17 protein-coding genes and 1 CRISPR repeat array are annotated in these 25629 nt (G+C 71.1%); of the genes, 14 read left to right on the top strand and 3 right to left on the bottom strand.

The window, feature by feature from the left end:
• Positions 1 to 164 precede the first annotated feature (164 nt).
• The 11 genes from AC3X7R_RS01530 to cas2e all read left to right on the top strand — a co-directional run bounded on the left by AC3X7R_RS01530 (position 165) and on the right by cas2e (position 14670).
• Positions 165 to 1667, top strand: a complete 1503-nt coding sequence (locus AC3X7R_RS01530) for an MFS transporter (protein ID WP_489963782.1) — start codon at positions 165 to 167, stop codon at positions 1665 to 1667.
• Positions 1667 to 3766, top strand: a complete 2100-nt coding sequence (locus AC3X7R_RS01525; RefSeq protein WP_489963781.1) for a molybdopterin oxidoreductase family protein — start codon at positions 1667 to 1669, stop codon at positions 3764 to 3766. Before AC3X7R_RS01530 ends, AC3X7R_RS01525 begins: the two co-directional genes overlap by 1 nt.
• On the top strand, positions 3759 to 5216 hold the full coding sequence (locus AC3X7R_RS01520) for an FAD-dependent oxidoreductase (protein ID WP_489963780.1): 1458 nt from the start codon (positions 3759 to 3761) through the stop codon (positions 5214 to 5216). Before AC3X7R_RS01525 ends, AC3X7R_RS01520 begins: the two co-directional genes overlap by 8 nt.
• Positions 5217 to 5385: 169 nt before the next feature.
• Positions 5386 to 8325, top strand: a complete 2940-nt coding sequence (cas3, locus tag AC3X7R_RS01515; RefSeq protein WP_489963779.1) for a CRISPR-associated helicase Cas3' — start codon at positions 5386 to 5388, stop codon at positions 8323 to 8325.
• The gene (locus AC3X7R_RS01510) at positions 8322 to 9908 is read left to right on the top strand and encodes a type I-E CRISPR-associated protein Cse1/CasA (RefSeq protein WP_489963778.1); all 1587 of its coding nucleotides are present in this window, start codon (positions 8322 to 8324) and stop codon (positions 9906 to 9908) included. The genes cas3 and AC3X7R_RS01510 overlap by 4 nt, the downstream gene beginning before the upstream one ends.
• Positions 9905 to 10489: a type I-E CRISPR-associated protein Cse2/CasB gene (locus AC3X7R_RS01505; protein ID WP_489963777.1), complete on the top strand. Its 585-nt coding sequence runs from the start codon at positions 9905 to 9907 to the stop codon at positions 10487 to 10489. The genes AC3X7R_RS01510 and AC3X7R_RS01505 overlap by 4 nt, the downstream gene beginning before the upstream one ends.
• 24 nt (positions 10490 to 10513) lie before the next feature.
• On the top strand, positions 10514 to 11689 hold the full coding sequence (locus tag AC3X7R_RS01500) for a type I-E CRISPR-associated protein Cas7/Cse4/CasC (protein ID WP_489963776.1): 1176 nt from the start codon (positions 10514 to 10516) through the stop codon (positions 11687 to 11689).
• Positions 11686 to 12423, top strand: coding sequence for a type I-E CRISPR-associated protein Cas5/CasD (cas5e, locus tag AC3X7R_RS01495; protein WP_489963775.1), 738 nt, complete (start codon positions 11686 to 11688; stop codon positions 12421 to 12423). Before AC3X7R_RS01500 ends, cas5e begins: the two co-directional genes overlap by 4 nt.
• A complete protein-coding gene (locus AC3X7R_RS01490; RefSeq protein WP_489963774.1) occupies positions 12420 to 13184 on the top strand; it encodes a type I-E CRISPR-associated protein Cas6/Cse3/CasE in 765 nt (254 codons plus the stop codon). Before cas5e ends, AC3X7R_RS01490 begins: the two co-directional genes overlap by 4 nt.
• 137 nt (positions 13185 to 13321) lie before the next feature.
• Entirely contained in the window at positions 13322 to 14323 is a 1002-nt protein-coding gene (cas1e, locus tag AC3X7R_RS01485) for a type I-E CRISPR-associated endonuclease Cas1e (RefSeq protein WP_489963773.1), read from the top strand.
• A 65-nt stretch (positions 14324 to 14388) separates the two neighbouring features.
• Positions 14389 to 14670, top strand: coding sequence for a type I-E CRISPR-associated endoribonuclease Cas2e (cas2e, locus tag AC3X7R_RS01480; protein ID WP_489963772.1), 282 nt, complete (start codon positions 14389 to 14391; stop codon positions 14668 to 14670).
• Positions 14671 to 14757: 87 nt separating this feature from the next.
• Positions 14758 to 18626: direct repeats of the CRISPR family, unit length 29 nt; unit sequence GTGCTCCCCGCGCGAGCGGGGGTGAGTCC.
• A gap of 779 nt (positions 18627 to 19405) precedes the next feature.
• Here the strand turns inward: cas2e and AC3X7R_RS01475 are convergent.
• Positions 19406 to 19972 carry a dihydrofolate reductase family protein gene (locus AC3X7R_RS01475; RefSeq protein ID WP_489963771.1) on the bottom strand — a complete coding sequence of 189 codons (567 nt, stop codon included), beginning with the start codon at positions 19970 to 19972 and terminating at the stop codon, positions 19406 to 19408.
• Between the two features lie 169 nt (positions 19973 to 20141).
• On the opposite strand from AC3X7R_RS01475, the gene nirB reads away from it, so the two are divergent.
• Genes nirB through AC3X7R_RS01460 form a run of 3 tightly spaced genes read left to right on the top strand, consistent with a single transcriptional unit; the run spans position 20142 to position 24212 of the window.
• The gene (gene nirB / locus AC3X7R_RS01470) at positions 20142 to 22736 is read left to right on the top strand and encodes a nitrite reductase large subunit NirB (protein WP_489963770.1); all 2595 of its coding nucleotides are present in this window, start codon (positions 20142 to 20144) and stop codon (positions 22734 to 22736) included.
• Positions 22733 to 23095 (top strand): nitrite reductase small subunit NirD, encoded by a 363-nt coding sequence (nirD, locus tag AC3X7R_RS01465; protein WP_489963769.1) that lies wholly within the window; start codon positions 22733 to 22735, stop codon positions 23093 to 23095. The genes nirB and nirD overlap by 4 nt, the downstream gene beginning before the upstream one ends.
• Positions 23082 to 24212, top strand: a complete 1131-nt coding sequence (locus AC3X7R_RS01460; protein WP_489963768.1) for a uroporphyrinogen-III synthase — start codon at positions 23082 to 23084, stop codon at positions 24210 to 24212. The genes nirD and AC3X7R_RS01460 overlap by 14 nt, the downstream gene beginning before the upstream one ends.
• Here AC3X7R_RS01460 and AC3X7R_RS01455 read toward each other — a convergent pair.
• Positions 24191 to 25168 (bottom strand): alpha/beta fold hydrolase, encoded by a 978-nt coding sequence (locus AC3X7R_RS01455; RefSeq protein WP_489963767.1) that lies wholly within the window; start codon positions 25166 to 25168, stop codon positions 24191 to 24193. The two genes, AC3X7R_RS01460 and AC3X7R_RS01455, sit on opposite strands and share 22 nt — an antisense overlap.
• Positions 25165 to 25617 carry a 2-C-methyl-D-erythritol 2,4-cyclodiphosphate synthase gene (ispF, locus tag AC3X7R_RS01450; RefSeq protein WP_489964302.1) on the bottom strand — a complete coding sequence of 151 codons (453 nt, stop codon included), beginning with the start codon at positions 25615 to 25617 and terminating at the stop codon, positions 25165 to 25167. Before ispF ends, AC3X7R_RS01455 begins: the two co-directional genes overlap by 4 nt.
• Between the last annotated feature and the right edge of the window lie 12 nt (positions 25618 to 25629).

Below are 25629 nucleotides of genomic sequence, written 5' to 3'. Positions count from 1 at the left end.
CCCGCAGGATACGGGGCCCGGGCGCCGCCCCGGCCCGGCACCGGACGCGTGAGGTCGTGAGAACAAGTTGACACCCGGGAGAAACACTCCGGGGGGCACCCGAAACATGCCCGACGCAGGGTTCAGGGGTCGACCACGACCCTGCACCGCCCCTGGAGGACACGATGGCCACCGTCACCGACAACCCCACCGCCCGCGACGACGCCCCGCCGACCGAGCGTCGCACCGGACGCTGGATCGACGAGTGGCACCCCGAGGATCCCGCTTTCTGGGAGGGCGGCGGCAGGCAGGTCGCCCGCCGCAACCTGGTGTGGTCGATCTTCGCCGAGCACCTGGGCTTCTCGGTCTGGCTCATCTGGAGCGTCTCCTCTGCCTTCCTGCTGGCCCAGGGGTTCAGCTTCACCCCCCAGCAGCTCTTCCTCCTGGTGGCGCTGCCCAACCTCGTCGGCTCGGTGCTCCGGCTGCCCTACACGTTCGCGGTGCCGAAGTTCGGCGGCCGCAACTGGACGATGGTCAGCGCGCTGCTCCTGCTGATCCCGACGCTGCTCTTCGCCTTCTTCGTCCAGCGCCCGGAGACGCCGTACTGGGTCTTCTGCCTGGTCGCCGCCACCGCCGGCTTCGGGGGCGGCAACTTCGCCTCCTCGATGGCCAACATCAACTTCTTCTACCCCTCGGCCAAGAAGGGCGCGGCGCTCGGGCTCAACGCCGCGGGCGGCAACCTGGGCGTCTCCCTGATCCAGCTGCTGCTGCCGGTGATGGTGGGAGGCGCCGGCATCTTCGGCCTGGTCAAGGCCAGCGAGTCGGGGATCCGGCTCGAGGTGGCGGCCTACGTCTATGCCGGCATGGCGCTGGTCGCCGCCTTCGCCGCGTGGCGCTGGATGGACAACCTGAGCTCGGCGGTCTCCCACCCCCGCGAGCAGCTGGCGGTCGTCCGCAACCGGCAGACCTGGGTGATGTCGTTCCTCTACATCGGCACCTTCGGCTCGTTCATCGGCTACTCCGCGGCGATGCCCCTGCTGATCAAGCTCAACTTCTGGGTGCCCGACCCGGCGCCGCTGGGCACCGGCATCTTCTTCGCCTACTACGCCTTCCTCGGCGCGGGCGTCGGCTCGGTCACCCGGCCCTTCGGCGGCTGGCTGGCCGACCGGCTGGGGGGCGCGAAGGTCACGCTGGGCGCCTTCCTCGGGCTGGTGGTCTTCACCCTGGCCGTGCTGTGGACCCTGACCCGGCTCACGCCCAACCCCACGGCCGACCCGGCGATCGCGCTGGACAACCAGTCGTGGTTCGGCTGGTTCCTCGCCTTCTTCCTCTGCATCTTCGCGTGCACCGGCATCGGCAACGGGTCGACGTACAAGATGATCCCCGCGATCTTCCGGGTGGAGGCCGAGCGCGCCACCACCCCGCAGACCCCCGAGCGCACCCGGGCCCTGCACGCGGCGACCAAGCAGTCCTCGGCCGCGATCGGCGTGATCGGCGCGGTCGGCGCGGTCGGCGGGTTCCTGATCCCGCTCGCCTTCTCCGCCCCCTGGGTGGCCGACCCGATGCAGGCTACGAAGGGCGCGTTCGTGGTCTTCACCGCCTTCTACGTGGTCTGCGCCGGGGTGACCTGGGGCGTCTACCTGCGCCGCCGGGCGGGAGCCACCAGCATGGCGCGGGCCGGCATCTGATGACCCAGACCCACTGCCCCTACTGCTCCCTGCAGTGCGGCATGCGCCTGGTCGGGCGCCGCGCCCCCGAGGTGGAGGCGTGGCCGGAGTTCGAGGTCAACGCGGGTGCGCTGTGCCGCAAGGGGTGGAGCGCGGCCGGCCTGCTGGGCTCACGCGAGCGGCTCACCACCCCGTTGCTGCGGGACCGGGAGAGCGGCGAGTTCACGCCGGTCTCCTGGGACGAGGCCCTCGACGTGGTCGCCGACGGTCTCCGCCGGGTCCGGGAGGAGCACGGCCCCGACGCGGTGGGGGTCTTCGGCGGCGGCGGTCTGACCAACGAGAAGGCCTACCAGCTCGGCAAGTTCGCCCGGGTGGTGCTGGGCACCAGCCAGATCGACTACAACGGCCGCTGGTGCATGTCGTCGGCCGCCTCCGCCGGGTCGCGGGCGTTCGGTCTCGACCGGGGGCTGCCCTTCCCGCTGGCCGACCTCGAGCAGACCGACCTCGTGGTGCTGGTGGGCTCCAACCTGGCCGAGACGATGCCGCCGGCCGCGCGGCACCTCGACCGCCTCCGGGAGCGCGGCGGCCGGGTGGTGGTCGTCGACCCGCGTCGCACGGCCACCGCCGACCGGGCCGACCTCTTCGTGCAGCCGGTCCCCGGCACCGACCTGGCGCTGGCCCTGGGCGTGCTCCACCTGCTGGTGGCGGCGGGAGCGGTGGACGAGGAGTACGTCGCCGCGCGGACCACCGGCTTCGGGGGGGTGCGTGACTCGGTCTCGGCGTGGTGGCCCGAGCGGGTCGAGCGGGTCACCGGGGTGCCGGCGAGCCAGCTGCGCGACCTGGCCGGGCTGCTGGCGGCCTCGGCGACGGTGATGGTGCTGACCGCCCGTGGCGCCGAGCAGCACAGCACCGGCTCGGAGACGGTGCTGGCCTGGATCAACGTCGCCCTCGCGCTCGGGCAGTGCGGCCGTCCGTACGGCGGCTACGGCTGCCTCACCGGCCAGGGCAACGGGCAGGGTGGGCGCGAGCACGGCCAGAAGGCCGACCAGCTGCCCGGCTACCGCTCCATCGAGGACCCGGCTGCGCGGGAGCACGTGGCCGGGGTCTGGGGGGTCGCCCCCGAGTCGCTGCCGGGCAAGGGGCGGTCGGCCTACGAGCTGCTGATGGCGCTGGGCACCGACGGCGGCCCGCGCGCGCTGCTGGTGCACGGCTCCAACATCGTGATCTCCGCGCCCAACGCGCACCGGGTCGCCGAGCGGTTGGCGTCGCTGGACCTGCTGGTCGTCTGCGACCTGGTGCTCTCCGAGACCGCGGCCCAGGCCGACGTGGTGCTGCCGGTGACCCAGTGGGCCGAAGAGTCGGGGACGATGACCAACCTGGAGGGGAGGGTGATCCTGCGCCAGCAGGCCCTCGCCCCGCCTGCCGGGGTCCGCTCCGACCTGGAGGTCCTGGCCGGGCTGGCCGAGCGGCTCGGCAGCCCGGTGGTGCTGGCCACCGACCCCGAGGAGGTCTTCACCGAGCTGCGGGCGGCCTCGGCGGGTGGGCCGGCCGACTACGCCGGCATCACCTGGCAGCGGATCCGGGACGAGCAGGGCGTCTTCTGGCCCTGCCCAGACCCGTCGCACCCGGGCACCCCGCGGATGTTCACCGACTCCTTCGCCCACCCCGACGGGCGCGCCCGCTTCCACGTCGTCGACCACCGTGGCGCCGCGGAGGTGCCGTGCGCGGAGTACCCCGTGCACCTGACCACCGGGCGGGTGCTGGCGCAGTACCAGTCCGGGGCACAGACCCGCCGGGTCCGCGACCTCCCCGACACCGGTCCGTTCGTCGAGCTCCACCCGCTGCTGGCGATGCGGCTGGGCACCGCCGACGGGGAGCCGGTCGAGGTGGAGACCCGGCGCGGCCGGATGGTCGCGCCCGCCCGGGTCACCGAGTCGATCCGGCCGGACACCGTCTTCGTGCCCTTCCACTGGGCGGGCGCCAACCGGCTCACCAACGACGCCCTGGACCCGGCGTCGCGGATGCCGGAGTTCAAGGCGTGCGCGGCCCGTCTCTCGATCCCGGCCCGGATGCCCGCGGAGCTGCCGGCGACCCTCCCCGCGGGGGCGTGGCATGGCTGAGCGGCCCGGTGCTGAGCAGTCCGGTGCTGAGCGGCTCGTCGTGGTGGGCGCCGGGATGGCGGCGACGAGGCTCGTCGAGGGGCTGGTCGCCGGCGACTACCGCGGCGACGTCACCGTCCTCGGCGACGAGGAGGACGCGCCCTACAACCGGATCCTGCTCTCCGCGGTCCTCGAGGGGAGCCACCGCCCCGACGCACTGACCCTGCGGGACCGCTCGTGGTTCGCCGAGCACGGGGTCGCGCTGCGCCTCGGCGCCCGGGTCGCCGAGATCGACCGTGACGCCGGTGACGTGGTGCTCGTCGACGGTCACCGGGTGCCCTGGGACAGGTTGGTGCTGGCCACCGGCGCCATCCCCACGCTGCCGCCGATCCGCGGGCTGGTCGGGATGGACGGGCGGCTGCACGAGTCCGTCCACGCCTTCCGCAGCCTGGTCGACTGCCACCGGCTGCTCGATGCGCTGGCCGACGGGGTGCCGGGCCGTGCGGTGGTGGTGGGCGGGGGGCTGCTCGGCCTCCAGGTGGCCCGTGCCCTGGCGGTCCGCGGGGTGGCCACCGAGGTGGTCGAGGGAAGCACCCACCTGCTCTCGGGGCAGGTGGGTGAGGTCGCGGGACGGGTGCTGCGCCGCGACCTGGAGCGGCTCGGGACGGAGGTCTACGTCGGGGTGCGGGCGGTCCGGCTCACCGAGGCCGGGCTGCGGCTCGACAACGGGGTCGACCTGCCCACCGACCTGGTGGTGCTCACCGCCGGGGGCCGGCCCTCGACCGCCCTGGCCCGCCGCGCCGGCCTGATGGTCCGCCGCGGGGTGGTGGTCGGCAGCCGCCTGGAGTCGGTGACCGACGAGCGGATCCACGCGCTCGGCGACTGCGCCGAGCACCGGGGCCGGACCACCGGCTTCGTCGCGCCGGCGTGGGAGCAGGCGTCCGTCCTCGCGGCCCAGCTCTGCGCCGGTCCCGCGTCTCCGGGAAGGGCGGGGCCTCCCGGGTACGACGGCCACCGCACCGTCGCCCGGCTGCGCGCCACCGGGCTCGAGGTCGCCGTCCTCGGGGAGCCCGAGACCGCCGAGGGCGACGTGGTGGAGATGAGCAACCCGGTCCAGGGGACCTACCGCAAGCTGGTGGTCCGCGGCGGGGTCATCGAGGCGGCCACGCTGGTCGGGGACCTGTCGAGCGTCGGGCTGGTCACCCAGCTCTTCGACCGGCGTACCGTGCTCGGGCCCGCGGAGCCGGGTGCCCTGCTCATGCCGCAGGCGCCTGCCGTGCCGGTGACCCTGCCGGACGACGTCGAGGTCTGCGCCTGCGCGGGCGTGAGCGCCGGCGCGATCCGGGCCTGCGCCGCCCTCGAGGAGGTCCGCGCCAGCACCCGCGCCACCAGCGGCTGCGGTGGCTGCGAGGGGGTCGTCCGGACGCTGCTGGCCGAGCATGTGAGCCATGTGGACCTTCCGGCCCGGTAGTGCGCGAGTGCCCATGTGCCCTACGTCCGCACGGAGACCGCGAATCCCGGCGCCGAGAACGGGCGGCTGGGCATCGTGACGAAACGCCGGACGGACTGGGCGAACCAGCGATACGGTCCTGTCGCGACGACCGGTGGGGGGCCGGCGAGCCAGCGGCACAGGAGTCAGCATGATCGACCTGACTGGGACGTCGGTCCGCCCTGACCCGAGGATCCATGGAAAGGATCCCGCATCGGCGCCCGGAGAGCTTGGGTCCTATCCGGTCCTGTGCCACTTGCTCGACACTGCGGTCGTTGCCAGCGAGCTGTGGCGCACCCGGGTGAGACCATCCCTTCGTGCCAGGGTTGCCGACGTCCTGGGCGTCTCGGTCGAGCGGGCAGGTCTGACGCTCGGTCTGGTCGCGGGCCTCCACGATGTAGGCAAGGTCAACCCGTTCTTCCAGTACCAGGAACGCCGTCGCGCCTCTGCCGCGTTCGCGGACCAGTTGCAGCAGTCCCTCGGGCTACCCCGTACCGAACCACGCGTGCGGGACGTCCTGAATGGCACCCCACTCCATCCGTTGCGCCGTCACGAGTTCATCTCGCACCGCCTGGTCGCGGGCGAATGGGCCCAAGACGGGCACAAGTTGCGGGGGGAGCAGTGGCTCGGGATTCTCGCCGGCGGCCACCACGGCTACTGGCGAGGGGCGACAGTCCACGACTCGTGGGTGGGCGACTTCGGCGGGCACGGCGACAAGATGTTGGAAGGGTGGTCGGAGCAGCAGGCCGCCCTGGTGGCCAGGATCGAGGCTGCCATCGGCCTGTGCATCCGCGACGCGCCCCCTCTCGAGGGTCCAGCCGCTGCTGTGCCGTTCCTCTGTTTCTCCGGCCTCCTGACCACAGCGGACTGGATCGCATCGGACGACGCCAGGGTCCGTGACGGAAAGGCCCTGTGGCAGCGACTGGAGGAAGAGGAACAGAGTCCGCACGAATCGCCGGAGGCCGCTGCCGCGTGGATGGAGGGCCGTCGCGAGGAGTTCGGGGCTCACGTCCTGAGCAGCCTGGGAAGCATCCCTTCCGCTACCCGAGAATCCGTCTCCACCGCCGTGATGGGTGGCTACCAGCCGCGCCCGCTCCAGGCCGAGGCTGCGGGCATGCCGGATGGAGACGACACCGGATTGTGGATCTGCATGTACCCCACCGGCGACGGGAAGACCGAGGCCGCCTTGCTCCGCGGCGCAATCGCACCGGAAGAAGGCATCTTCTTCGGGTTGCCGACCCTCGCTACCACCGACGCGATGGAGAAGCGGATCACGGAGGTCTCCGCCAGACTCCCCGCCGGGCAGAAGTGGCAGATCATCAAGTCCCATCAGTTTGCCGACCTAACGCAGTTCGGACATGAGCCGAAGCGCGCGGACAACTCCGACGACGAGTGCTGCGACCAGGCGAACCCGACGTGGTACACGACCTCGACGCGCAAGCTCGTCGCCTCGAACGTCGTGGGCACTGTTGACCAGGTACTCGTGGCCGCACTCGCGAACCGTCACATCACCATGAGGCTCTTCGGTGTTGCCAACCATCACCTCGTCCTCGACGAGGTACACACCTACGACGCCTTCCAGACCGAGTTGCTCATCGAGCTCCTCTACTGGTGGGGACTCTCGGGCACCCGGGTCACGCTGCTCTCCGCGACCCTGCCGAGCACCCACATGCGCCTCATGGTCCAGGCCTACCTGGCAGGAACCCGGTGTGTCGGATTCGACGTTACTGCTGCGGACGTCGCCGACCTGACCCCGCCGTTCCCGTCCACGGTCTCGGTCTCCTTGAAGGGCGACCCACCCTCCATCCAAACACCGAACGGGGCCGTCCGTCGGCCACCGGACACGCAGTTCGAGATGACGGACGTCGCTACCCGGGACGACCGGGTGACGGCGCATCTCAGCTGGGCCAGGTCGACGGTGAACAGTCATCCCGCGAGCCCCCTGGCGATCGTCTCCAACGTGGTCGCCGACTGCACGCGGATCGCTTCGGAGTTGCGTGAGGATCCAGGCGTCGCAGCCACCCACGACGTCATCTGCCTGCACTCTTCTCTTGTCGCGGGACACCGGGAAGTCACGGAACGGCACCTACTCGACCGGCTCGGCAAGGACGCCCACCTGACCGGCTTCGAAGCAGGCGCCACCAGGCCGGTCGTCGTCGTGGGCACCCAGGTCATCCAGGCGTCGCTGGACTACGACGTCGACTTCATGGCGTCCGACCTCGCCCCAGCCCCGGATCTCCTCCAGCGGCTGGGGCGTGCCTGGCGATTCGAGGGCTCCTTGGAAGGTGTTCCGTTCCGTGGCGGCCGTCTGCCGGACGGCGCAGCCAGAACCTTCCGTGTCGTCTCGACGATCGATGGCCAAGGGCGGGTCGATGCCAAGGGCGCTCGCCCCTACCTGCAGCCGGTCCTCGGGCGAACCCACGGGACTCTCGCCTCTCACCAGGAGGTTCAGGGGGAGGTGGTGGACGTTCTGGGGTTCTCCCAGACCTGGGTCGATGCGGCCTACGACCGCTCGCCGGAGGCCCTGATGTCGCAGGACGCAGACGAGCAGCGAAACGCTGTCGGAGAGATGCTCGACGAGGTCCAGAGGCGGAAGGCCGCTCAGGACTCCCGTGCCGCCCTGGCGCGACGAGGGCGCGCGAACCGCCCTCTGCTGCCTCCAGGTCAGCGGTCCGGAGCGAACTGGTCCGGGCTGGTTGAGATGACGCGCCGGCCCGACGACGAGGACCTCATGCGGACGCGCTACATCGAGCATGAGTCGTTCACAGTGCTGCTCTTCGATTCGACCGAGCAGTCCTACTACCTCGACCCGATCACCGGGGACCGGGTTCCGTTCCCGGCGCTGACGGCGGCTCGTCTTGGCAAGATGAAAACTAGTTCGGCGCTACCTCTGTTCGAACGTCTGCGCTGCGTAGTACCTTTCGTGCTCCAACAGACGGCAAGAGCTGCTGTGGGCACCACTCTGGAGGGGATGGAGTGGGCGCCTCAGGCCAAGATCCTGTCCGGTGTGCCACCCCTCGATCTGAAGCACCTCGACGACGCCTACTACCACCCGATCGCCGGATTGATGAAGAGAGGCAGGGACTCGTGACGGCGTTCAACGCGTGGAAAGACCCATGGCTTCCCGTCCGCCGTCGTGGCGACGGCTTCGAGGAGCGCGTATCACTGCGCGATGCCTTCCTCGACGCGCACGAGCTGACGGGGCTCGGCAGCGGGCTCACCCCGCTCGACCTTGACTCGCTCTACCGCTTCCTACCTTCGGTCGCGGCGATGATCCTGCGCCGTGACTCCGCCGACATCGAAGGACGATTCAGCCTGCAGGCCGTGGAGCAGTTCGAGGCAGAGTTCGTGGACAGGTTCGACCTCTTCGGTGACCGTCCCTTCCTGCAGCGATGGGACAAGACCACTCGCGACGTCGCAGCACTTGCGGACCCGAAGGTCGGACTGTCCAAGGTCCTGAAACCCCTGGACCAGCTCCACGCCCACGAGCCTGGCGCGAGCTCGTCCAAGTGGGCGATCCGTCGCGACAATCGCGACCCACGCAACCCGCCCGACCTCGTCCTCCTCCTCCTGACCGCGTGGTTCCAGACGAAGAACGGCAACGGTCAGGATCCGTGGAAGGGCAAGACCCTGAAGGGCAGTGCGGGTACCTGGCACGTCAACCCGTTGGCGGTCTACTACACCGATCCGCGGAGCCTTGCGCGCACGATCCTGGCCAACACGCCTGTCGCCTGGGTGGAGGACCGGAGAGACCTCCCTCTCTACCTCGACCACAGCACGCTTCCCGATGACTTCGCAACCGCCGCCACCGACTCCGTCACTCGGTTCACCTACGCCAAGACGCTCCCGCTCGTCCAGGTGCAGGACGGCGCAGCCGTGGGATTCGTGATCGGTGCTGACGAGTCAATACCGGTGCCGGTACTCGCCGCCACCGAGAAGGAGAGCCTCGGCGTCGTTCACGCCGACGACCACACCCGGCTCTACCTCGAGACGCTCAAGAAGGCCCGCGGAGGCCAGCCGGCGACGATCGAGCGCCGGGCCCGCGGATCCTTCGGTGGCCGGCTCACGACCACTGAAGGGTTTGAGCGCTGGTTCCGCAAGGACAACGGCATCCCCGCGGCGCTCGATCGGTGGCGTCGAGTCGAACGGTGTCTCCAGATACACGACGCCGAGAGATCGCGATGGACCATGTCCCTGTTCAGCGAGACCACCGACGGCAAAGGCACGCGCACCTGGGCCGCCTGGGACGAGATGCCGGCCGCATTCGCCGGCGCCGACGGAGAGGTCCGCGCCAGCATCGGCACTCTTCTCGAGTTCGCGTCGAGGTGTCGATATCAGTTCGCCCGCCACATGAAGACCGCAACACCCGGTGATGCGGTGGCAGCAGCAACAGGACAGGCCGCCTTCTATTCATCGCTCGCCCCGCTGATCGGCGAGATCGCCGAAGAGGTACGCGAAGGGCGCGGACCCGAGCCGCGCGCACACGCTGCCGAGATCCGGCAACGCGCCCTGCGGGAGTTCGACCGCGCCACGGACCCGCTGATGGTTCCCGCCGCGGTAGCCGCAGTGGCCAGGGCACGCTCCGACTTTGCCCGGTCGATCGGCGGCGATCTCGCCAAGTTCTTCCCGGTCCCCGTCATTCAGGACGATCCCAACAGGCAGGAGACCTCATGACCGAGACTGCAGCAGCCACCGCGGTGCACGAGAAGAAGTCGAGCCCTGATCATCGGCTGATGGCGGTGACGAACTCGCGCGTGAAAGCCAACAACCGAGCGGGGTCCAACGAGTACGCCGGCTGGCTCGCCGCGATTCGTCTGGCGATCACCCCGTCGGGCGAGCTCCGTGCGATCGGCCAAGCCGCTCCGTTCGTCGCCGAGCTGGACGTGTGGAAGCGCTCCAGTGTGCTGCGCGCCGCCGCGATCCGCGCCCTCAACAAGGACGTCCTCCACGACGACAGCGGCAAGCGGCTCGGTCACGCCTTGGGGCGGCTCGCCGCCACGTCCGGGTCCAACATCGAGGGGCAGGTCGCGGCACTGCCGCTCATGAACCGAGACGCCGCCGCTCTGGTCATCGACGGGCTCATCGGTCGTTGCGCCCAACACGGCATCCCGGTGAACTTCCACGACCTCAACGACTCCCTCGTCTACTGGGGCAGCGGGGCCGGGACGCATGCCACGAGCCGCCGTAACCGAATCGTCCTCGACTTCTACCTCCAGCGCTCGCCCGACCATCCCGGAGCGACCACGCAGTCCTGACCCCTCGAGAGAAAGCACGTGCCCATGTCGTTCATTACCGTCCACATCCTCCGCTCGCTTCCGATGCACAATCTCAACCGCGACCAGAACGGGCTCCCCAAGTCGCAGTTCGATGGCGGCGTGCAGCGCGGCAGGCTGGCCAGCCAGGCCATCAAGAGGCCTGCCCGTGTCGCGTTCCGTGAAGCTGTGTCCGGCTTGTCCGACGCTCCTGCCTCCATCCGGACGATGGACTCGAACGCCGCGAAGATAGTCACGGGGCTCGCCGAGAAGTTCGCCGCAGAGCAGGACAAGCAGCTCGACGTGGCAGCCGCGAGGAAGACGGCCAACTCGGTCATCAAGTCGCTCGCCAAGAAGGCCAAGGATGAGTCGGAGGCGAAGCCCGACGCGGAGGCAACGGCCGCGGAGTCCGTGGACAAGAAGGACAACATCCTGCTCTTCTCCGATGCCGAGTTGGAGACGTTGGCCCAGGCCATCGTCGACGAGCAGAGCGGTGGCGAGGAGGCCACGGTCGACACCTTCATCCAGGACTTCAAGTCGGCCTCTCTCGACGTGGCCGCGTTCGGCCGAATGTTCGCCTCACGCGCGGACAAAGCCACCCAGGCCGCCGTCGCCGTCTCGCACGCCGTGATGACGCACGAGATGTCGCTGACGATCGACTACTTCACGGCAGTCGACGAGTATGCCGACGAAGAACGGGTCGATTCCGGTGCTGGGCACCTGGGGCTGGCCTATTACACCTCGGGGGTCTACTACTCGACCTTCACCATCGACCCTGACCAACTCCGTCGCTCCTGGAGCGGAATCACTGCGCCTAGTGCTCAGCAGCAGGTCGAGGCGCTCGTCAAGGCCCTCATCGAGGCGCTTCCGACGGGAAAGCTCACCAACACCAACGCGCACACGAAGCCGTTCCTGGTCCTGGTCGAGAACCAGCACAGCCGCACCGTCTACGAGTTCGAGACCCCGGTCCAGAAGGCCCAGGCCGGCGGATATGTCCAGCCGACCGTCGACTCTCTCATCAAGCAGTACGAACTCGCCCGTTCCTACGACGCCGACAACTACCTCGCCACCGTTGCGTATGCGCCGGGAGTCGATGGCCTCGACGGGGCCAAGGTCGTCGGCTCCATCGACGAGCTCACCAGCCAGACCGCGGCGCTCGTCTTCGCTGGCCTCAACGGAGCCTCGGAGGGGGGGAGCCAGTGAGCTGCCTCCTCCTGCGCCTTTCGGGCTCTCTCCAGTCGTGGAGCGGATACCGCCACCTCGTGAGCATGCAGTCGGTGGTGCCGACAGAGCAGGTGCCGCGCAAGTCCGGTGTGACCGGCCTGATCGGGGCCGCGATCGGCCCTGTCGACCACGGGTTCGGTTCGGCGCGAGACCTCGGTGCCGTCGCGTCGCGCTACCACCTGCACGTACGCGTCGAGACGCGAAACCCGGCCACCGAAGACTTCCAGGTCCTGGGTCCGCTGCCCGGCAAGGCAGCCGGCGTAGCGGACCGTTGGCACCGGCTCGGCGAGGCAGGCACTGGCGGGTTCCGCAACGATGTACGTGGCCTCGGGAACTTCCCGACCACGGTCTCGCGCCGGGACTTCTTGGCCCATACCGAGTTCATGGTGGCGCTGGAGGCAGACGAGGAGACCGTGCTCGTCTGGCACGACGCCCTGCGCCGCCCTAAATTCATGCCCTACCTGGGACGGCGCTCCTGTGCGCCGGCCTTTCCTTTCGTCCTGGGTGTCCACGACGGCCCCGCCGGCGGCCTCTTCCAGGAACTTCCACACGTCGCCAAGAACCCTGGGCACTCGGCTCAGGACCCGCTGATCGGCTACGAGGTCGCTGGCGACTATGACGCGCACCTAGTCACCGAGCACCCGGGTCGTTACCGCCCCGCCACTGTGAGTAGGGCTGAACAGTTGGAATGGGCCAAGGAGAATCTGCAATGAAGCCGAACCCCTCGGCCGCCAGCAAGAGCGGCGTCTTCTGGACGCAGTTCCCGGCCGCCGCCCTGACCGACCGTGATGGCAACTCCGTCGACTGGGGCGACCACAAGACCGCCCACCGGGCGGTGAGTCGGCTCTTCGCCCCACGCCTCGACGGTCCGGCGGACCAGCGTCGCGGCGAGTCAGGAATCCTTTACCGGGTCGACGCCCTCGGGCCCGATGGTGAACCAACCATCATCATCCAGTCCTTGGTCGCCCCGGAGCTGTTCCCGCGTGACCACAGGTGCACCGAGGTGTCTAGGCGAGGATGGGACTTCCGGCCCGGAGACCAGGTCGTCCTCCGGCTCGCGATCAACCCCGTGACTCGTACCACGCGCCACTACGAAGACGCGGTGAGGGAACAGGTGGCCGCCTGGTCCAACCGGCCCGACCAACAGTCTGTGGTTCCTCGTGACCCCGACGGGAGACGCATCCGCGGAGCCATCAAGAGGACTGCTCGCGTCGTCCCGGTCGACGAAGTGGTCGAGTGGTTGAATGCGAAACTGGGCGGAGCCCTCTCGGACCTCTCCATCGTCAACCACTACCGCGACAAGACCCGGTCCGGGGCGCATGTCGTCGTGGTGGACACGGTTGATGCGACGGCCACGGTGGGCGACTCGACAGAGTTCGACGCGCTCCGCCTCTCCGGTATCGGGCGGTCGCGGGCCTACGGGTGCGGACTGCTGACCGCGACCAAGGCCGTCGATCCGTTCGGCCTGGGATGAGGAGACCGTGATCCAATGGAGAGAGCGAACCGGGTGTGTCTTCCTGCCATCGCGAGACCCAGCATGAGGCTCGGCCGGCGGGGTGATTCGGTTCGGACAGACGGACACCGTTTCTCTCCGCGCGAGCGGAGGAGTCGTTGAACACGCCCGGTTCGCTGTCGCGTCCCAACAGCGGACGTGCGGGCGCCATCGGCCTCACGCGGATCTCGGACCGCACGACGTTCCTTTACCTCGACAAGTGTCGCGTCGAGCAGGACGACAACGGGACGCATACCCGCGTCGAAACGGAAGACGGCACGCTTTTCACCACCTATCTGCCGTCCGCGGATCTGGCCTGCCTCATGCTCGGGCCCGGCACCTCCATCACCTCGCCGGCAGCAGCCGCTTTGGCCCGTAACGGCTGCGCAGTCCTGATGACCGGGGCCGGCGGGGTGCGGCTCTATTCGACGTTCTCCCCGCTGTCCAAGTCGACTGCACTGCTGAACGCGCAGGCCAGGGCTTCGGTCGTCCCAGAGCTCCGCTCCGCGGCGGCGGCCCGCATGATGCGGATGCGCTTCCCCGACATCGTGCTGCCAGACGTCAACAGGGACGGTTCGCCCGTGACGCTTGAGCAGCTTCGGGGTCTCGAAGGTGCACGGGTCAAGATGACCTACCAGCAGGAGGCCCGCCGTCGTCGCCTCTCCGGCTGGCGCCGTCGCAAGGACGAACGGGACGGGAGGGGCGCCCTGGATCCCGTCAATGAGGCCCTCAACCACGCGAACACGGCCCTCTACGGCGTCTGTTTAGCCGCAGTGTGTGCCCTGGGGATGTCTCCTGGCCTGGGGATCATCCACGAAGGCAACCCCAAGGCGTTCGTGCTAGACATCGCCGACCTGTACAAGACCGAGGTGACCATTCCGCTCGCGTTCAAACAGCATGCGTCGACGGACCCCGGACGAGATGCAATGCGTGCTCTGCGGGACGAATTTCAGTTGCTCCGACTGCTTCCCCGCGTCGTCGATGATATCTATCGAATCCTCGAGATCGACCCCGCACCGGACGACGACTGGGACATCAACCAGCTCTCGCTGTGGGGCACTGGCGGTCAACTTGTCCCCGCTGAGCACAACAGATTCGGTCGAGACGAGCCCTTGCGGTGAGCTTCCTGTGTGTCCTCGCGACATCGCGGGTCCCTGAAGGCATCCGGGGTTCGCTCAATCAGTGGATGCTGGAGGTGCTGCCCGGCGTTTTCGTAGGTCGGCCGCCGGCGCGAGTCCGCGACTATCTGTGGCGGGAGCTCAGCGACGCAATCCCAGTGCGAGAGGCGTACGCGGCACTGATTCACCAAAGCGACGACGATCAGGGTTTTCGCATCCAGCACGTCGGCGACCACCGGTACCAGGTGGTTGACCTCGACGGCATGCAGTTGATCACAGTTCGACACAGCAAAGTCGATGATGGCGAGCCGGAGGATGAACTTCTCGCCCTACCCGACCCGACGTGGTGACAGGCTCACGCGGCCCGAGAGGCACAGAACGGGGATAGACGGCCGGTCTCCAAGTCGGGTTATCCGTAAAGTAGCAGGTCACGAAGGGTGCTCCCCGCGCGAGCGGGGGTGAGTCCTCGGGCTTTGTCTCGACCGCTGTCGCCGCTGGGTGCTCCCCGCGCGAGCGGGGGTGAGTCCACCCTGTTCGGGGCAAACCCCACCATCGACCGGTGCTCCCCGCGCGAGCGGGGGTGAGTCTGCCCGGCTGGCTGAGGATGCCGCTCCACACCGGTGCTCCCCGCGCGAGCGGGGGTGAGTCCGTGTGGGAGCACGCCGCCCGCGCGTTCGAGCTGTGCTCCCCGCGCGAGCGGGGGTGAGTCTGCGCAGCCAGAAAGACGACACGGTTACCCCCGGTGCTCCCCGCGCGAGCGGGGGTGAGTCCTGGGACTGGCCGCCGCTGGTCGATGTCGACCCGTGCTCCCCGCGCGAGCGGGGGTGAGTCCGCGCCCGGCGCTGTGGGTGGCGAAGCTCGCGGGTGCTCCCCGCGCGAGCGGGGGTGAGTCCGGCCCGGAGAGTAGGACCGCGACCAGCTTCCAGTGCTCCCCGCGCGAGCGGGGGTGAGTCCGTGAGGCGCCGGATCAACAACCCCGTGCCCGCGTGCTCCCCGCGCGAGCGGGGGTGAGTCTGTGCGCGCCTACGAGCCGGGCAAGGTGCCGGAGTGCTCCCCGCGCGAGCGGGGGTGAGTCCGCGTACCTCAGCGTCTGCTCGCCGACGATCTGGTGCTCCCCGCGCGAGCGGGGGTGAGTCCTGGGTGCCGAAGACCTTGACGCTGGTGTCGTCGTGCTCCCCGCGCGAGCGGGGGTGAGTCCTCCTCGCCCTGCCCTACGCCGATCGGCCGGGGGTGCTCCCCGCGCGAGCGGGGGTGAGTCCGTGGCCGACGCCGTCGCTGCCGAGGAGCGGGAGTGCTCCCCGCGCGAGCGGGGGTGAGTCCTTCCTCTCGGCCTTGCGGGTGTGGTTGTTGATGTGCTCCCCGCGCGAGCGGGGGTGAGTCCATTGAGGCCATCGTTGTGGCCGAGGACGAGGAGTGCTCCCCGCGCGAGCGGGGGTGAGTCCGTCCGCGCCTACGAGCCGCATTCGGTCCCCACGTGCTCCCCGCGCGAGCGGGGGTGAGTCCCAGTGGGTTCTCGACCTGCTCGCGTTTGATCCGTGCTCCCCGCGCGAGCGGGGGTGAGTCCGGTCACGGTTCGCGATGGCTCGTCGACTGCTGGTGCTCCCCGCGCGAGCGGGGGTGAGTCCCTGGACGCTACACACGCCGCGGCCGGGGCCGCGTGCTCCCCGCGCGAGCGGGGGTGAGTCCGTCATCAGTCTTCTGGTGGGAGCGTTCATTTAGTGCTCCCCGCGCGAGCGGGGGTGAGTCCTCATGCCGCCCACCTCCCCGAGTCGATGACGAGTGCTCCCCGCGCGAGCGGGGGTGAGTCCGGGGGGTCGGCAGCGGCCCAGCGTGTCCGTGCGTGCTCCCCGCGCGAGCGGGGGTGAGTCCGGCTGGACCGGAACCATCACCGAGACCCGGTGGTGCTCCCCGCGCGAGCGGGGGTGAGTCCATCCACGAGGGGTCGAAGGCGCCCAGGACGCGGTGCTCCCCGCGCGAGCGGGGGTGAGTCCATGGGCGCGAAGGTCGCGGAGGCGGAGGCGCTGTGCTCCCCGCGCGAGCGGGGGTGAGTCCGTGGGTGGCGGCGTGCGGGCCGATGTTCTGGGGTGCTCCCCGCGCGAGCGGGGGGGAGTCCACGTCGCTGCGGCCCGTGAAGATGAGCGTCCCGTGCTCCCCGCGCGAGCGGGGGTGAGTCCTCCCGCACGAGTCGCGGACCCACGCCCGTCTCGTGCTCCCCGCGCGAGCGGGGGTGAGTCCTTCTGTGTGAAAGTGGCTGAGTGCGTCGTCTGGTGCTCCCCGCGCGAGCGGGGGTGAGTCCTCGATGTGTGCGGCTGTGCGGCGGGTTGCGTCGTGCTCCCCGCGCGAGCGGGGGTGAGTCCATCGATGCGGTGTCCCCGTGGACGGCGCAGCAGTGCTCCCCGCGCGAGCGGGGGTGAGTCCGAGCGGTCCAGGCCCGCGCCGATGAACATCAAGTGCTCCCCGCGCGAGCGGGGGTGAGTCCAGTGCCTCGACCTTGGGGTGGTCGGGGTAGTTGTGCTCCCCGCGCGAGCGGGGGTGAGTCCACGATTGACACGCAGATGGTGACCACCCTCCCGTGCTCCCCGCGCGAGCGGGGGTGAGTCCACGTAGGTTCCGCCGCACGCGCGACAAGTGATGTGCTCCCCGCGCGAGCGGGGGTGAGTCCTGGCACGCGGCCTACCAGGTCGGCAAGGAGGCGTGCTCCCCGCGCGAGCGGGGGTGAGTCCCTCGTGTACGCCTCGATCATCGCCCCGAAGTTGTGCTCCCCGCGCGAGCGGGGGTGAGTCCCCGGCGTCCTGGCAGACGACCGTCCATTTCGAGTGCTCCCCGCGCGAGCGGGGGTGAGTCCCTCGGCTACATCGGCGAGGATGGCGTCACCGAGTGCTCCCCGCGCGAGCGGGGGTGAGTCCCTTGAAAGCGAGTCCCCCTGATGCCTGTCTCCGTGCTCCCCGCGCGAGCGGGGGTGAGTCCCTCACGGGGGGAGCGGGTGGTGCCGTCCCACGGTGCTCCCCGCGCGAGCGGGGGTGAGTCACGCCGGGTCGGTGCCGCGGTCGTCCACGTCATGTGCTCCCCGCGCGAGCGGGGGTGAGTCCCTGCGGGCGCTGTCGGGCATCGACCTGACTTCGTGCTCCCCGCGCGAGCGGGGGTGAGTCCGCCGAGGCCGGCACGACCAACACGAAGAAGGCGTGCTCCCCGCGCGAGCGGGGGTGAGTCCCGGCACGCCCGTGAGTTCGCCAGCGAGCAGCAGTGCTCCCCGCGCGAGCGGGGGTGAGTCCAGAACAGTGTCAAGGCGACCTTTACACCTGCCGTGCTCCCCGCGCGAGCGGGGGTGAGTCCGACCATGACCAGGAGCGCGAGACCGCGCACGCGTGCTCCCCGCGCGAGCGGGGGTGAGTCCCCACCATCTGACCCACGTCGACGACGTAATACGTGCTCCCCGCGCGAGCGGGGGTGAGTCTGCGCCAGACCGTCTCGAGGCCACTGGCCGGTGCTCCCCGCGCGAGCGGGGGTGAGTCCATCGCCGGTCTCGAGGAGCGCGGACGCCTCCAGTGCTCCCCGCGCGAGCGGGGGTGAGTCCATGATGCCTCCAGGGCAGTGAGTGGCGGGCCGGTGCTCCCCGCGCGAGCGGGGGTGAGTCCGAGCGCGACCTCCTCCGCATCAAGGCTGCGCAGTGCTCCCCGCGCGAGCGGGGGTGAGTCCGCGGCTCTGGTGGCCCCGATCAGCCGGTCGTAGTGCTCCCCGCGCGAGCGGGGGTGAGTCCAGATCGGAGAGCAGCTCACGCAGGCCCCTGATGTGCTCCCCGCGCGAGCGGGGGTGAGTCCGTCAAGTCCACCTACGGGCACCTCGTCGCCATGTGCTCCCCGCGCGAGCGGGGGTGAGTCCGCCACTCGGGCGATCAAGGGGCAGACCGAGGGGTGCTCCCCGCGCGAGCGGGGGTGAGTCCGGCGGCGAGCAGGTCGTGGCTTTCGCCCAGAGGTGCTCCCCGCGCGAGCGGGGGTGAGTCCGCGTGGGACGAGGGTTTCCAGTCCGACTACGAGTGCTCCCCGCGCGAGCGGGGGTGAGTCCCCCATCGGCCTGGTGGTGGCCGCGGTGGCGCTGTGCTCCCCGCGCGAGCGGGGGTGAGTCCGTGAAGGCTGGCAAGTACCAGCTGGTCGCGGTGTGCTCCCCGCGCGAGCGGGGGTGAGTCCTCAGCCGGGCTCTGGGTCTCCCGGGTCGTCATGTGCTCCCCGCGCGAGCGGGGGTGAGTCCGACTGGGTTGGCCGCGCCGACCCCGGTCTCTCGTGCTCCCCGCGCGAGCGGGGGTGAGTCCGACCCGATCAAGGGCATCAGCGCACTGTCTCGGTGCTCCCCGCGCGAGCGGGGTGAGTCCGATGGCAGGCTGTTGATCGCGTTCTGCAAGTCGTGCTCCCCGCGCGAGCGGGGTGAGTCCTGGAGCGCGAGTTGGGCCTGCCTGGCTCCCCGGTGCTCCCCGCGCGAGCGGGGGTGAGTCCGGCGAGTACGTCATCCGGGCCGCGGCGGTCCAGTGCTCCCCGCGCGAGCGGGGGTGAGTCCGTAGCCCGGCTCCCCGTCGCGCACAGTGGGGTGTGCTCCCCGCGCGAGCGGGGGTAAGTCCGACCAGGACGCCCGCGCGCTCACCTACCTCGCGTGCTCCCCCCGCGAGCGGGGGTGAGTCCTCGCCCTCCCCGGTCTGGCCCTTGCGACGTCGGTGCTCCCCGCGCGAGCGGGGGTGAGTCCAGGACGGTGAGCAGCTCCACCCACCTGGACACGTGCTCCCCGCGCGAGCGGGGGCGAGTCCGTGCAGGATCGGGGCGTCCCATCGCACCTCGGGTGCTCCCCGCGTGAGTGGGGGTGAGTCCACCCCTGAGGTATACGGCGGCGAAGAGTGCGCGTCCTCCCCGCGCGAGCGGGGGCGGGTTCAAGCCGTTACAGCGCACCAGACTCTATCCAGAAGCTCTGTTCCGTGAGCGGGATGGTGTCGACGGTCGCCGCCCTCGCACGCGTCCACTTAACCTGTCTCCCCGTGCGAATGGGGCGTGCACCGCGGTCACTCCACGGGCGGTGCTCGACCTTGCCTGTGCTTCAGAGCGCTCAACGGAGCACGCGGTAGCGCAGGTAGGCGACCGAGCCGATCGTGCGGTTCTCCACCAGCTCGAGGTCGACCCGGCGTTCCCTGTGGTCGAAGAACGGCGTGCCGCCGCCCACCAGCACCGGGAAGACCCGGATCCGGTACTCGTCGATCAGGCCCAGCGCGGCGACCTCGGAGGCGAGCTCGGCCCCGCCGATGGCGATGTCGCCGTCGCCGGGCTCCGCCCGCAGGCGGGCGATCTCGTCGGCGACGCTCCCGGTGGCCAGGCGGGTGTTGCTGCCCTCCACCGCGGTCAGCGAGCGGGAGAAGACCACCTTGGGGAGGGCGCGCCAGAGGGCGCCGAAGTCCCGGGAGCTGAAGTCGAGGCCGGGGTTCCGGTCGATGGTCTCCCAGACGAGCATCGTCTCGTGGAGACGCCGGCCCAGCAGGTGCGCGTCGGAGCCCCGCACCTCGTCGGTGGTGAGGCGGAAGAGCTCCTCGTCGAGCCCCGGCCAGTCGAAGCCACCGTCCGGGCCGACGATGTAGCCGTCGAGCGACATGCCCATCGAGTAGGTCACGTGGTGTCCCATGCGCTCCTTCCTAGCGGTGGGCCGCGAGTCGGCGCAAGGCTTGAGGCTGCTGCGGCCCCGGCTGACCTGCGGCCCCGCCGACCTGTGGCGGGAGGTCGTGAGCCAGGGTTTTCCTGGCCGAAACATGGGGAAACGTCGGCGACAACATCGCCGACCTACGTTTCCGGGTATGACGGATCGAGCGCCCAGGAACCACCAGCGCAGGACCCTCGTGGTCGCCGGCAACGGCATGGTCGGCCACCGCTTCGTGCAGGCCGCCGTCGAACGTGGTCTCACCGAGACCCACGACATCCTGGTCATCGGCGAGGAGCCGCGTCCGGCCTACGACCGGGTGGCCCTGACCTCCTACTTCTCCGCCTCCAGCGCCGACGAGCTGTCACTGCTCCCGGCGGGGGAGTACGACGACCCGCGGGTCCGACTGCGTCTCGGCACCGAGGTCACCGGGGTCGACCCGGCCACCCGGACCGTCACCCTCTCCGACGGCGGGCAGGTCCGCTACGACGCGCTCGTGCTGGCCACCGGCGCGGCCCCGTTCGTGCCGCCGGTGCCCGGCCGCGACCTGCCGGGATGTTTCGTCTACCGCACGATCGAGGACCTCGACGCCATCCGGGAGGCGGCCGGCTCCGCGACCACCGGCGTCGTCATCGGCGGCGGGCTGCTGGGGCTCGAGGCGGCCAACGCGCTCGTGCAGCTCGGCCTGGAGACGCACGTGGTGGAGATGGCGCCGCGGCTGATGCCGGTCCAGCTCGACGAGGCGGGCGGACAGACGCTGGTCCGGCACGTGGAGAGGCTCGGGGTGACCGTGCACACCGGGGCCGCCACCGAGGCGGTCCGCGGCGAGAGCGCGGTCGAGGGGCTGACCCTGGCCGGCGGCGGCCAGGTCGACGCGCAGGTGGTGGTCTTCTCCGCGGGGATCCGGCCCCGCGACGGGCTCGCCCGGCAGGCCGGCCTCGCGGTGGCCGAGCGGGGCGGGGTGCTCGTCGACGAGCAGTGCCGCACCAGCGACCCGCACGTCTTCGCGATCGGGGAGTGCGCGGCCCCGGGCGGTCGGATGTACGGCCTGGTCGCGCCCGGCTACTCGATGGCCGAGGTCGTCGTCGACGCGCTGCTCGACGGGGCGGGCACCTTCACCGGCGCCGACATGTCCACCAAGCTCAAGCTCCTCGGCGTCGACGTCGCCAGCTTCGGGGACGCCTTCGCCACCACCGACGGCGCGCTGGAGCTGGTCTTCGCCGACGCGGTCGCGGGGGTCTACAAGAAGCTCGTGGTCGCGGAGGCCGAGGACGGCTCCTACCGGCTGCTGGGTGGGGTGCTCGTCGGCGACGCCTCGGCGTACGGCGTCCTGCGGCCGATGGTCTCCTCCGGGATGGCGCTGCCGGAGAACCCCGAGGAGCTGATCCTGCCGGCCCGCTCCGGCGCGGCGGCCCAGCTCGGGCTGCCCGACGAGGCCGTGGTCTGCTCCTGCAACAACGTGACCAAGGGCGAGATCGGCGCGGCGGTCACCGCGGAGTCCGAGGCCTGCACCGACCTCTCGTGCGTCAAGGCCTGCACCAGGGCCGGAAGCACCTGCGGCTCCTGCGTGCCGGTGGTGAAGAACATCATCGAGGAGCACTTCGCCGCGATGGGCAAGGTGGTCGACAAGGGGCTCTGCGAGCACTTCGCGCTCACCCGGCAGGAGCTCTTCGACCTGGTGGCGGTCCACGGCTACCGGCGCTTCGACGACCTGGTCGAGGGGCACGGCCGGGGCCGGGGCTGCGACGTCTGCAAGCCGGTGGTGGCCAGCATCCTGGCCAGCCAGTTCAACGGGCACGTGCTGGGGGCCGAGACCAAGGCGCTGCAGGACACCAACGACGCCTACCTGGCCAACATCCAGCGCAACGGCACCTACTCGGTCGTGCCGCGGATCCCCGGCGGGGAGATCACCCCCGAGCGGCTCATCGTGATCGGCGAGGTGGCGCGCGACTTCAACCTCTACACCAAGATCACCGGCGGCCAGCGCATCGACCTCTTCGGGGCCCGGATGGAGCAGCTGCCGCAGATCTGGCGGCGGCTGGTCGACGCCGGCTTCGAGTCGGGCCACGCCTACGGCAAGTCGCTGCGCACGGTGAAGTCCTGCGTGGGGTCGACCTGGTGCCGGTACGGCGTGCAGGACTCCGTCGGCCTGGCCATCGCGCTGGAGCTGCGCTACCGGGGGCTCCGGTCGCCGCACAAGCTCAAGGGCGGGGTCAGCGGCTGTGCCCGCGAGTGCGCGGAGGCGCGCGGCAAGGACTTCGGGGTGATCGCGACGGAGAAGGGGTGGAACCTCTACGTCGCCGGCAACGGCGGCGCCAACCCCGCGCACGCCCAGCTGCTCGCCGGCGACCTCGACACCCAGACGCTGGTCAGGTACCTCGACCGCTACCTCATGTACTACATCCGCACCGCCGACCGGCTGCAGCGGACCTCGACCTGGGTGGACTCCCTCGACGGCGGGCTGGAGCGGGTCAGGGCCGTGGTGGTCGAGGACCAGCTCGGCCTGGGCGCGGAGCTCGAGGCCGCGATGGTGCGGCACATCGGCTCCTACCAGGACGAGTGGCAGGCCACCCTGGAGGACCCGGAGAAGCTGTCGCGCTTCGTCTCCTTCGTCAACGCCCCCGGGACGCCGGACCCGGCGATCTCCTTCACCACCGAGCGTGGCCAGATCCAGCCGCTGGTCCCCGACGGGAGGGAGGTCGAGCCGGTGCTGCTGGCCGCGACCATCGGCATGCGGCAGGAGTCCCGATGACCCCGCCGGTCGGGAACGAGTGGGAGCCCGTCTGCCGGCTGGAGGACCTCGAGGTCGAGCGCGGTGCCGCCGCCCTCGTCCACGGTCAGGCGGTCGCCCTCTTCCGGACCCACGACGGCCACGTCTACGCCCTGTCCAACCACGACCCGTTCAGCCGCGCGTCGGTCCTGGCCCGCGGCATCGTCGGCACCCGCGGCGACGTCGACTTCGTGGCCTCCCCGATGCACAAGCACGCCTTCGACCTGCGCACCGGTCGGTGCCTGGACGACGAGCACGTCTCGGTCGCCAGCTATGAGGTGCGCATCGAGGGGGGCATGGTCGAGGTGGGCCCCCGCCAGGACAGACGTGCCAGCGCCTGAGGCGCTCCCGAGCGGCTCCCTGGCCGGCTTCCGGATCGGCGTCACCGCCTCGCGCAAGGCCGAGGAGCAGATCGCCCTGCTGGCGCGACGGGGTGCGGAGGTCACGTGGGCGCCGGTGCTGCGCACCGGGGTGGCCAACGCCGAGGACGAGGCGCTGCGCGCCGCCACCGCCGGGGTGCTCGCCGGACCGGTCGACCTCCTGGTGGCCACCACCGGGGTGGGCATGAAGGCCTGGCTCTCCGCCGCGGAGATGTGGGGGATGCGTGCCGACCTCCTCGCCCACCTCGACCGCGCCGAGATCATCGCCCGGGGCCCCAAGACGGTGGGGGCCCTGCGCGCCGGGGGCCTGCGCGAGCTCTGGTCGCCGGACTCGGAGTGCTTCGAGGACGTCCTCGCCCACCTGCGCGGCCGTGACCTGGCGGGGCTGCGGATCGTGGTGCAGGAGCACGGCCAGTCGCTCTCGATGGTGGCGCACGCCCTGCGCCGTCAGGGCGCCCAGGTGCAGGTGGTCACCGTCTACCGGGTGGAGCCCGCCCCCGACCCCGCCGCCACCTTCCACCTGGTCGACCTGGTCGCGGAGCGCTGCCTGGACGCCGTCACCTTCACCGCCGCCCCCGCCGTGCGTGCCTTCCTCGACGCCGCCGAGGCGACCGGCCGGCACGAGGAGGCGCTGGAGGCGTTCCGCGGCGACGTGGTCGCCGCCAGCGTCGGCCCGGTCACCGCGGCCGCGCTCCAGCCGCTCGGCGTGCCGACCATCTGGCCCACCCGCTCGCGGCTGGCCGCGATGGTCGCGATGCTCGAGCGCGAGCTGCCGACCCGGCGCAGCGGGCTGAGCTTCGACATCGCGGGCGGGCGCGTGCTCCGGGTGCACGGGGACAAGGTGCTCCTCGACGGCGGCGAGGTGCGGCTGACCCCCGCTCCGATGGCGGTGCTGCGGGCCCTGCTGGAGCGCCCCGGCCACGTGGTCGGCCGCGCCGAGCTGCTCGGCGCCCTGCCGTCGGGCACCGCGGGCTCCGAGCACGCGGTCGAGATGGCGGTCGCGCGGCTGCGTCACTCGATCGGCAGCGCCGCCGTCCAGACGGTGGTGAAGCGCGGCTACCGGCTGGCGCTGGGCTGAGCCGCCCCGTCGTGCCCCTCGTGGCCGTCGTGCCCGGGCCCTCCCGGCGCGGACGGTCCGGCCTGGGCGGCCAGGACCAGGTCGACCAGGTGCTCGGTCACCAGCTCGCGGCGCTCCAGGGTCAGCATGTGGCCCGCGTCGGGGGCGATGACCAGGCGGGAGCGACGCAGGTGGTGCGCGATCCGCCGGGCGTGCGGGACCGGCGTGAGCAGGTCCCTGCTGCCGACCAGCACCCGGGTGGGGGCGTGGTCGAACGCCGCCAGCGCCGCCGCCCGGTCGTGGCTCTGCATGTCGTTGTAGAACCCGCGCATCGTGGCGGGCGCGCAGTTGATGATCTGGTCGACCACCAGGCCGGCGTCGCGGGGACGCAGCGGCTCCCCGAAGAGGAACCGGTTGACCACGGCGCGCTCGATCGTCGGCGTACGACGGCGGGCGCGGCGGCTGAGGGTGCGCGCGCGCAGCGCCAGCAGCTGCGGGAGCCGGGCCCGGGCGCGCGGTCCGAGCTCGGGCATCCCCAGGGTGACGGTGTCCAGGTGGCCGGACGACGTGGCGACGAAGGCGGCACCGGCGGTGCGCGCGGCCAGGTCGGGGCGCTGCTCGGCGAGCGCCATGATCGTCATGCCGCCGATGGAGTGACCGGCCAGCACCAACGGCCCGCGAGGGGCGTGCAGGTCGATCAGGTCGGCCATGTCGCGCGCCAGGTTGGCCACCGTGCAGCTCGCCTCGGGAGCGGCGTCGGAGCGGCCGTGGCCCCGGTGGTCCCAGGTGAGGATGCGGATGTCGTGGCCGAAGCGGGAGAGCAGCTCGAGCACCTGGTAGTGCCAGTCGTCGGTGTCGGCGGTCCAGCAGTGGGCCAGGACGACGGTGACCGGCTCCGGCAGGCCTGCCGCGGCCACCGCGGCTGCGCTCGGGCCGTGGACCCGGACGTGGAGCTGGAGCCCGTCGAAGGTCCTCATCCCACCACCAGGGCGGTCGCGATCGCGGCCACGCCCTCGCCCCGCCCGGTGAGGCCGAGTCCGTCGGTGGTGGTGGCCGAGACCGAGACCGGTGCCCCGACCGCGGCGCTCAGCGCGGCCTCGGCCTCGGCGCGCCGCGGCCCGAGCCGGGGCCGGTTGCCGATCACCTGCACCGCGACGTTGCCGATCTCGAAGCCGGCGGCCCGGACCCGGGCGGCGGTCTCGCCGAGCAGCACCGCACCCGAGGCGCCGGACCACTGCGGCTCGGCGGTGCCGAAGTTGCTGCCCAGGTCGCCGAGGCCGGCGGCGGAGAGGAGGGCGTCGCAGGCGGCGTGGGCGGCCACGTCGGCGTCGGAGTGTCCCTCGAGACCGTGGCTCTCCTCGGGCCACGCCAGTCCGGCGAGGTGGAGGGGGACCCCCTCGACGAGGCGGTGCACGTCGGTGCCCATCCCGACGCGGGG

It is taken from the genome of Nocardioides sp. Z22_16 (assembly GCF_058134365.1).
This window is presented reverse-complemented; position numbering and strand designations above follow the sequence as displayed.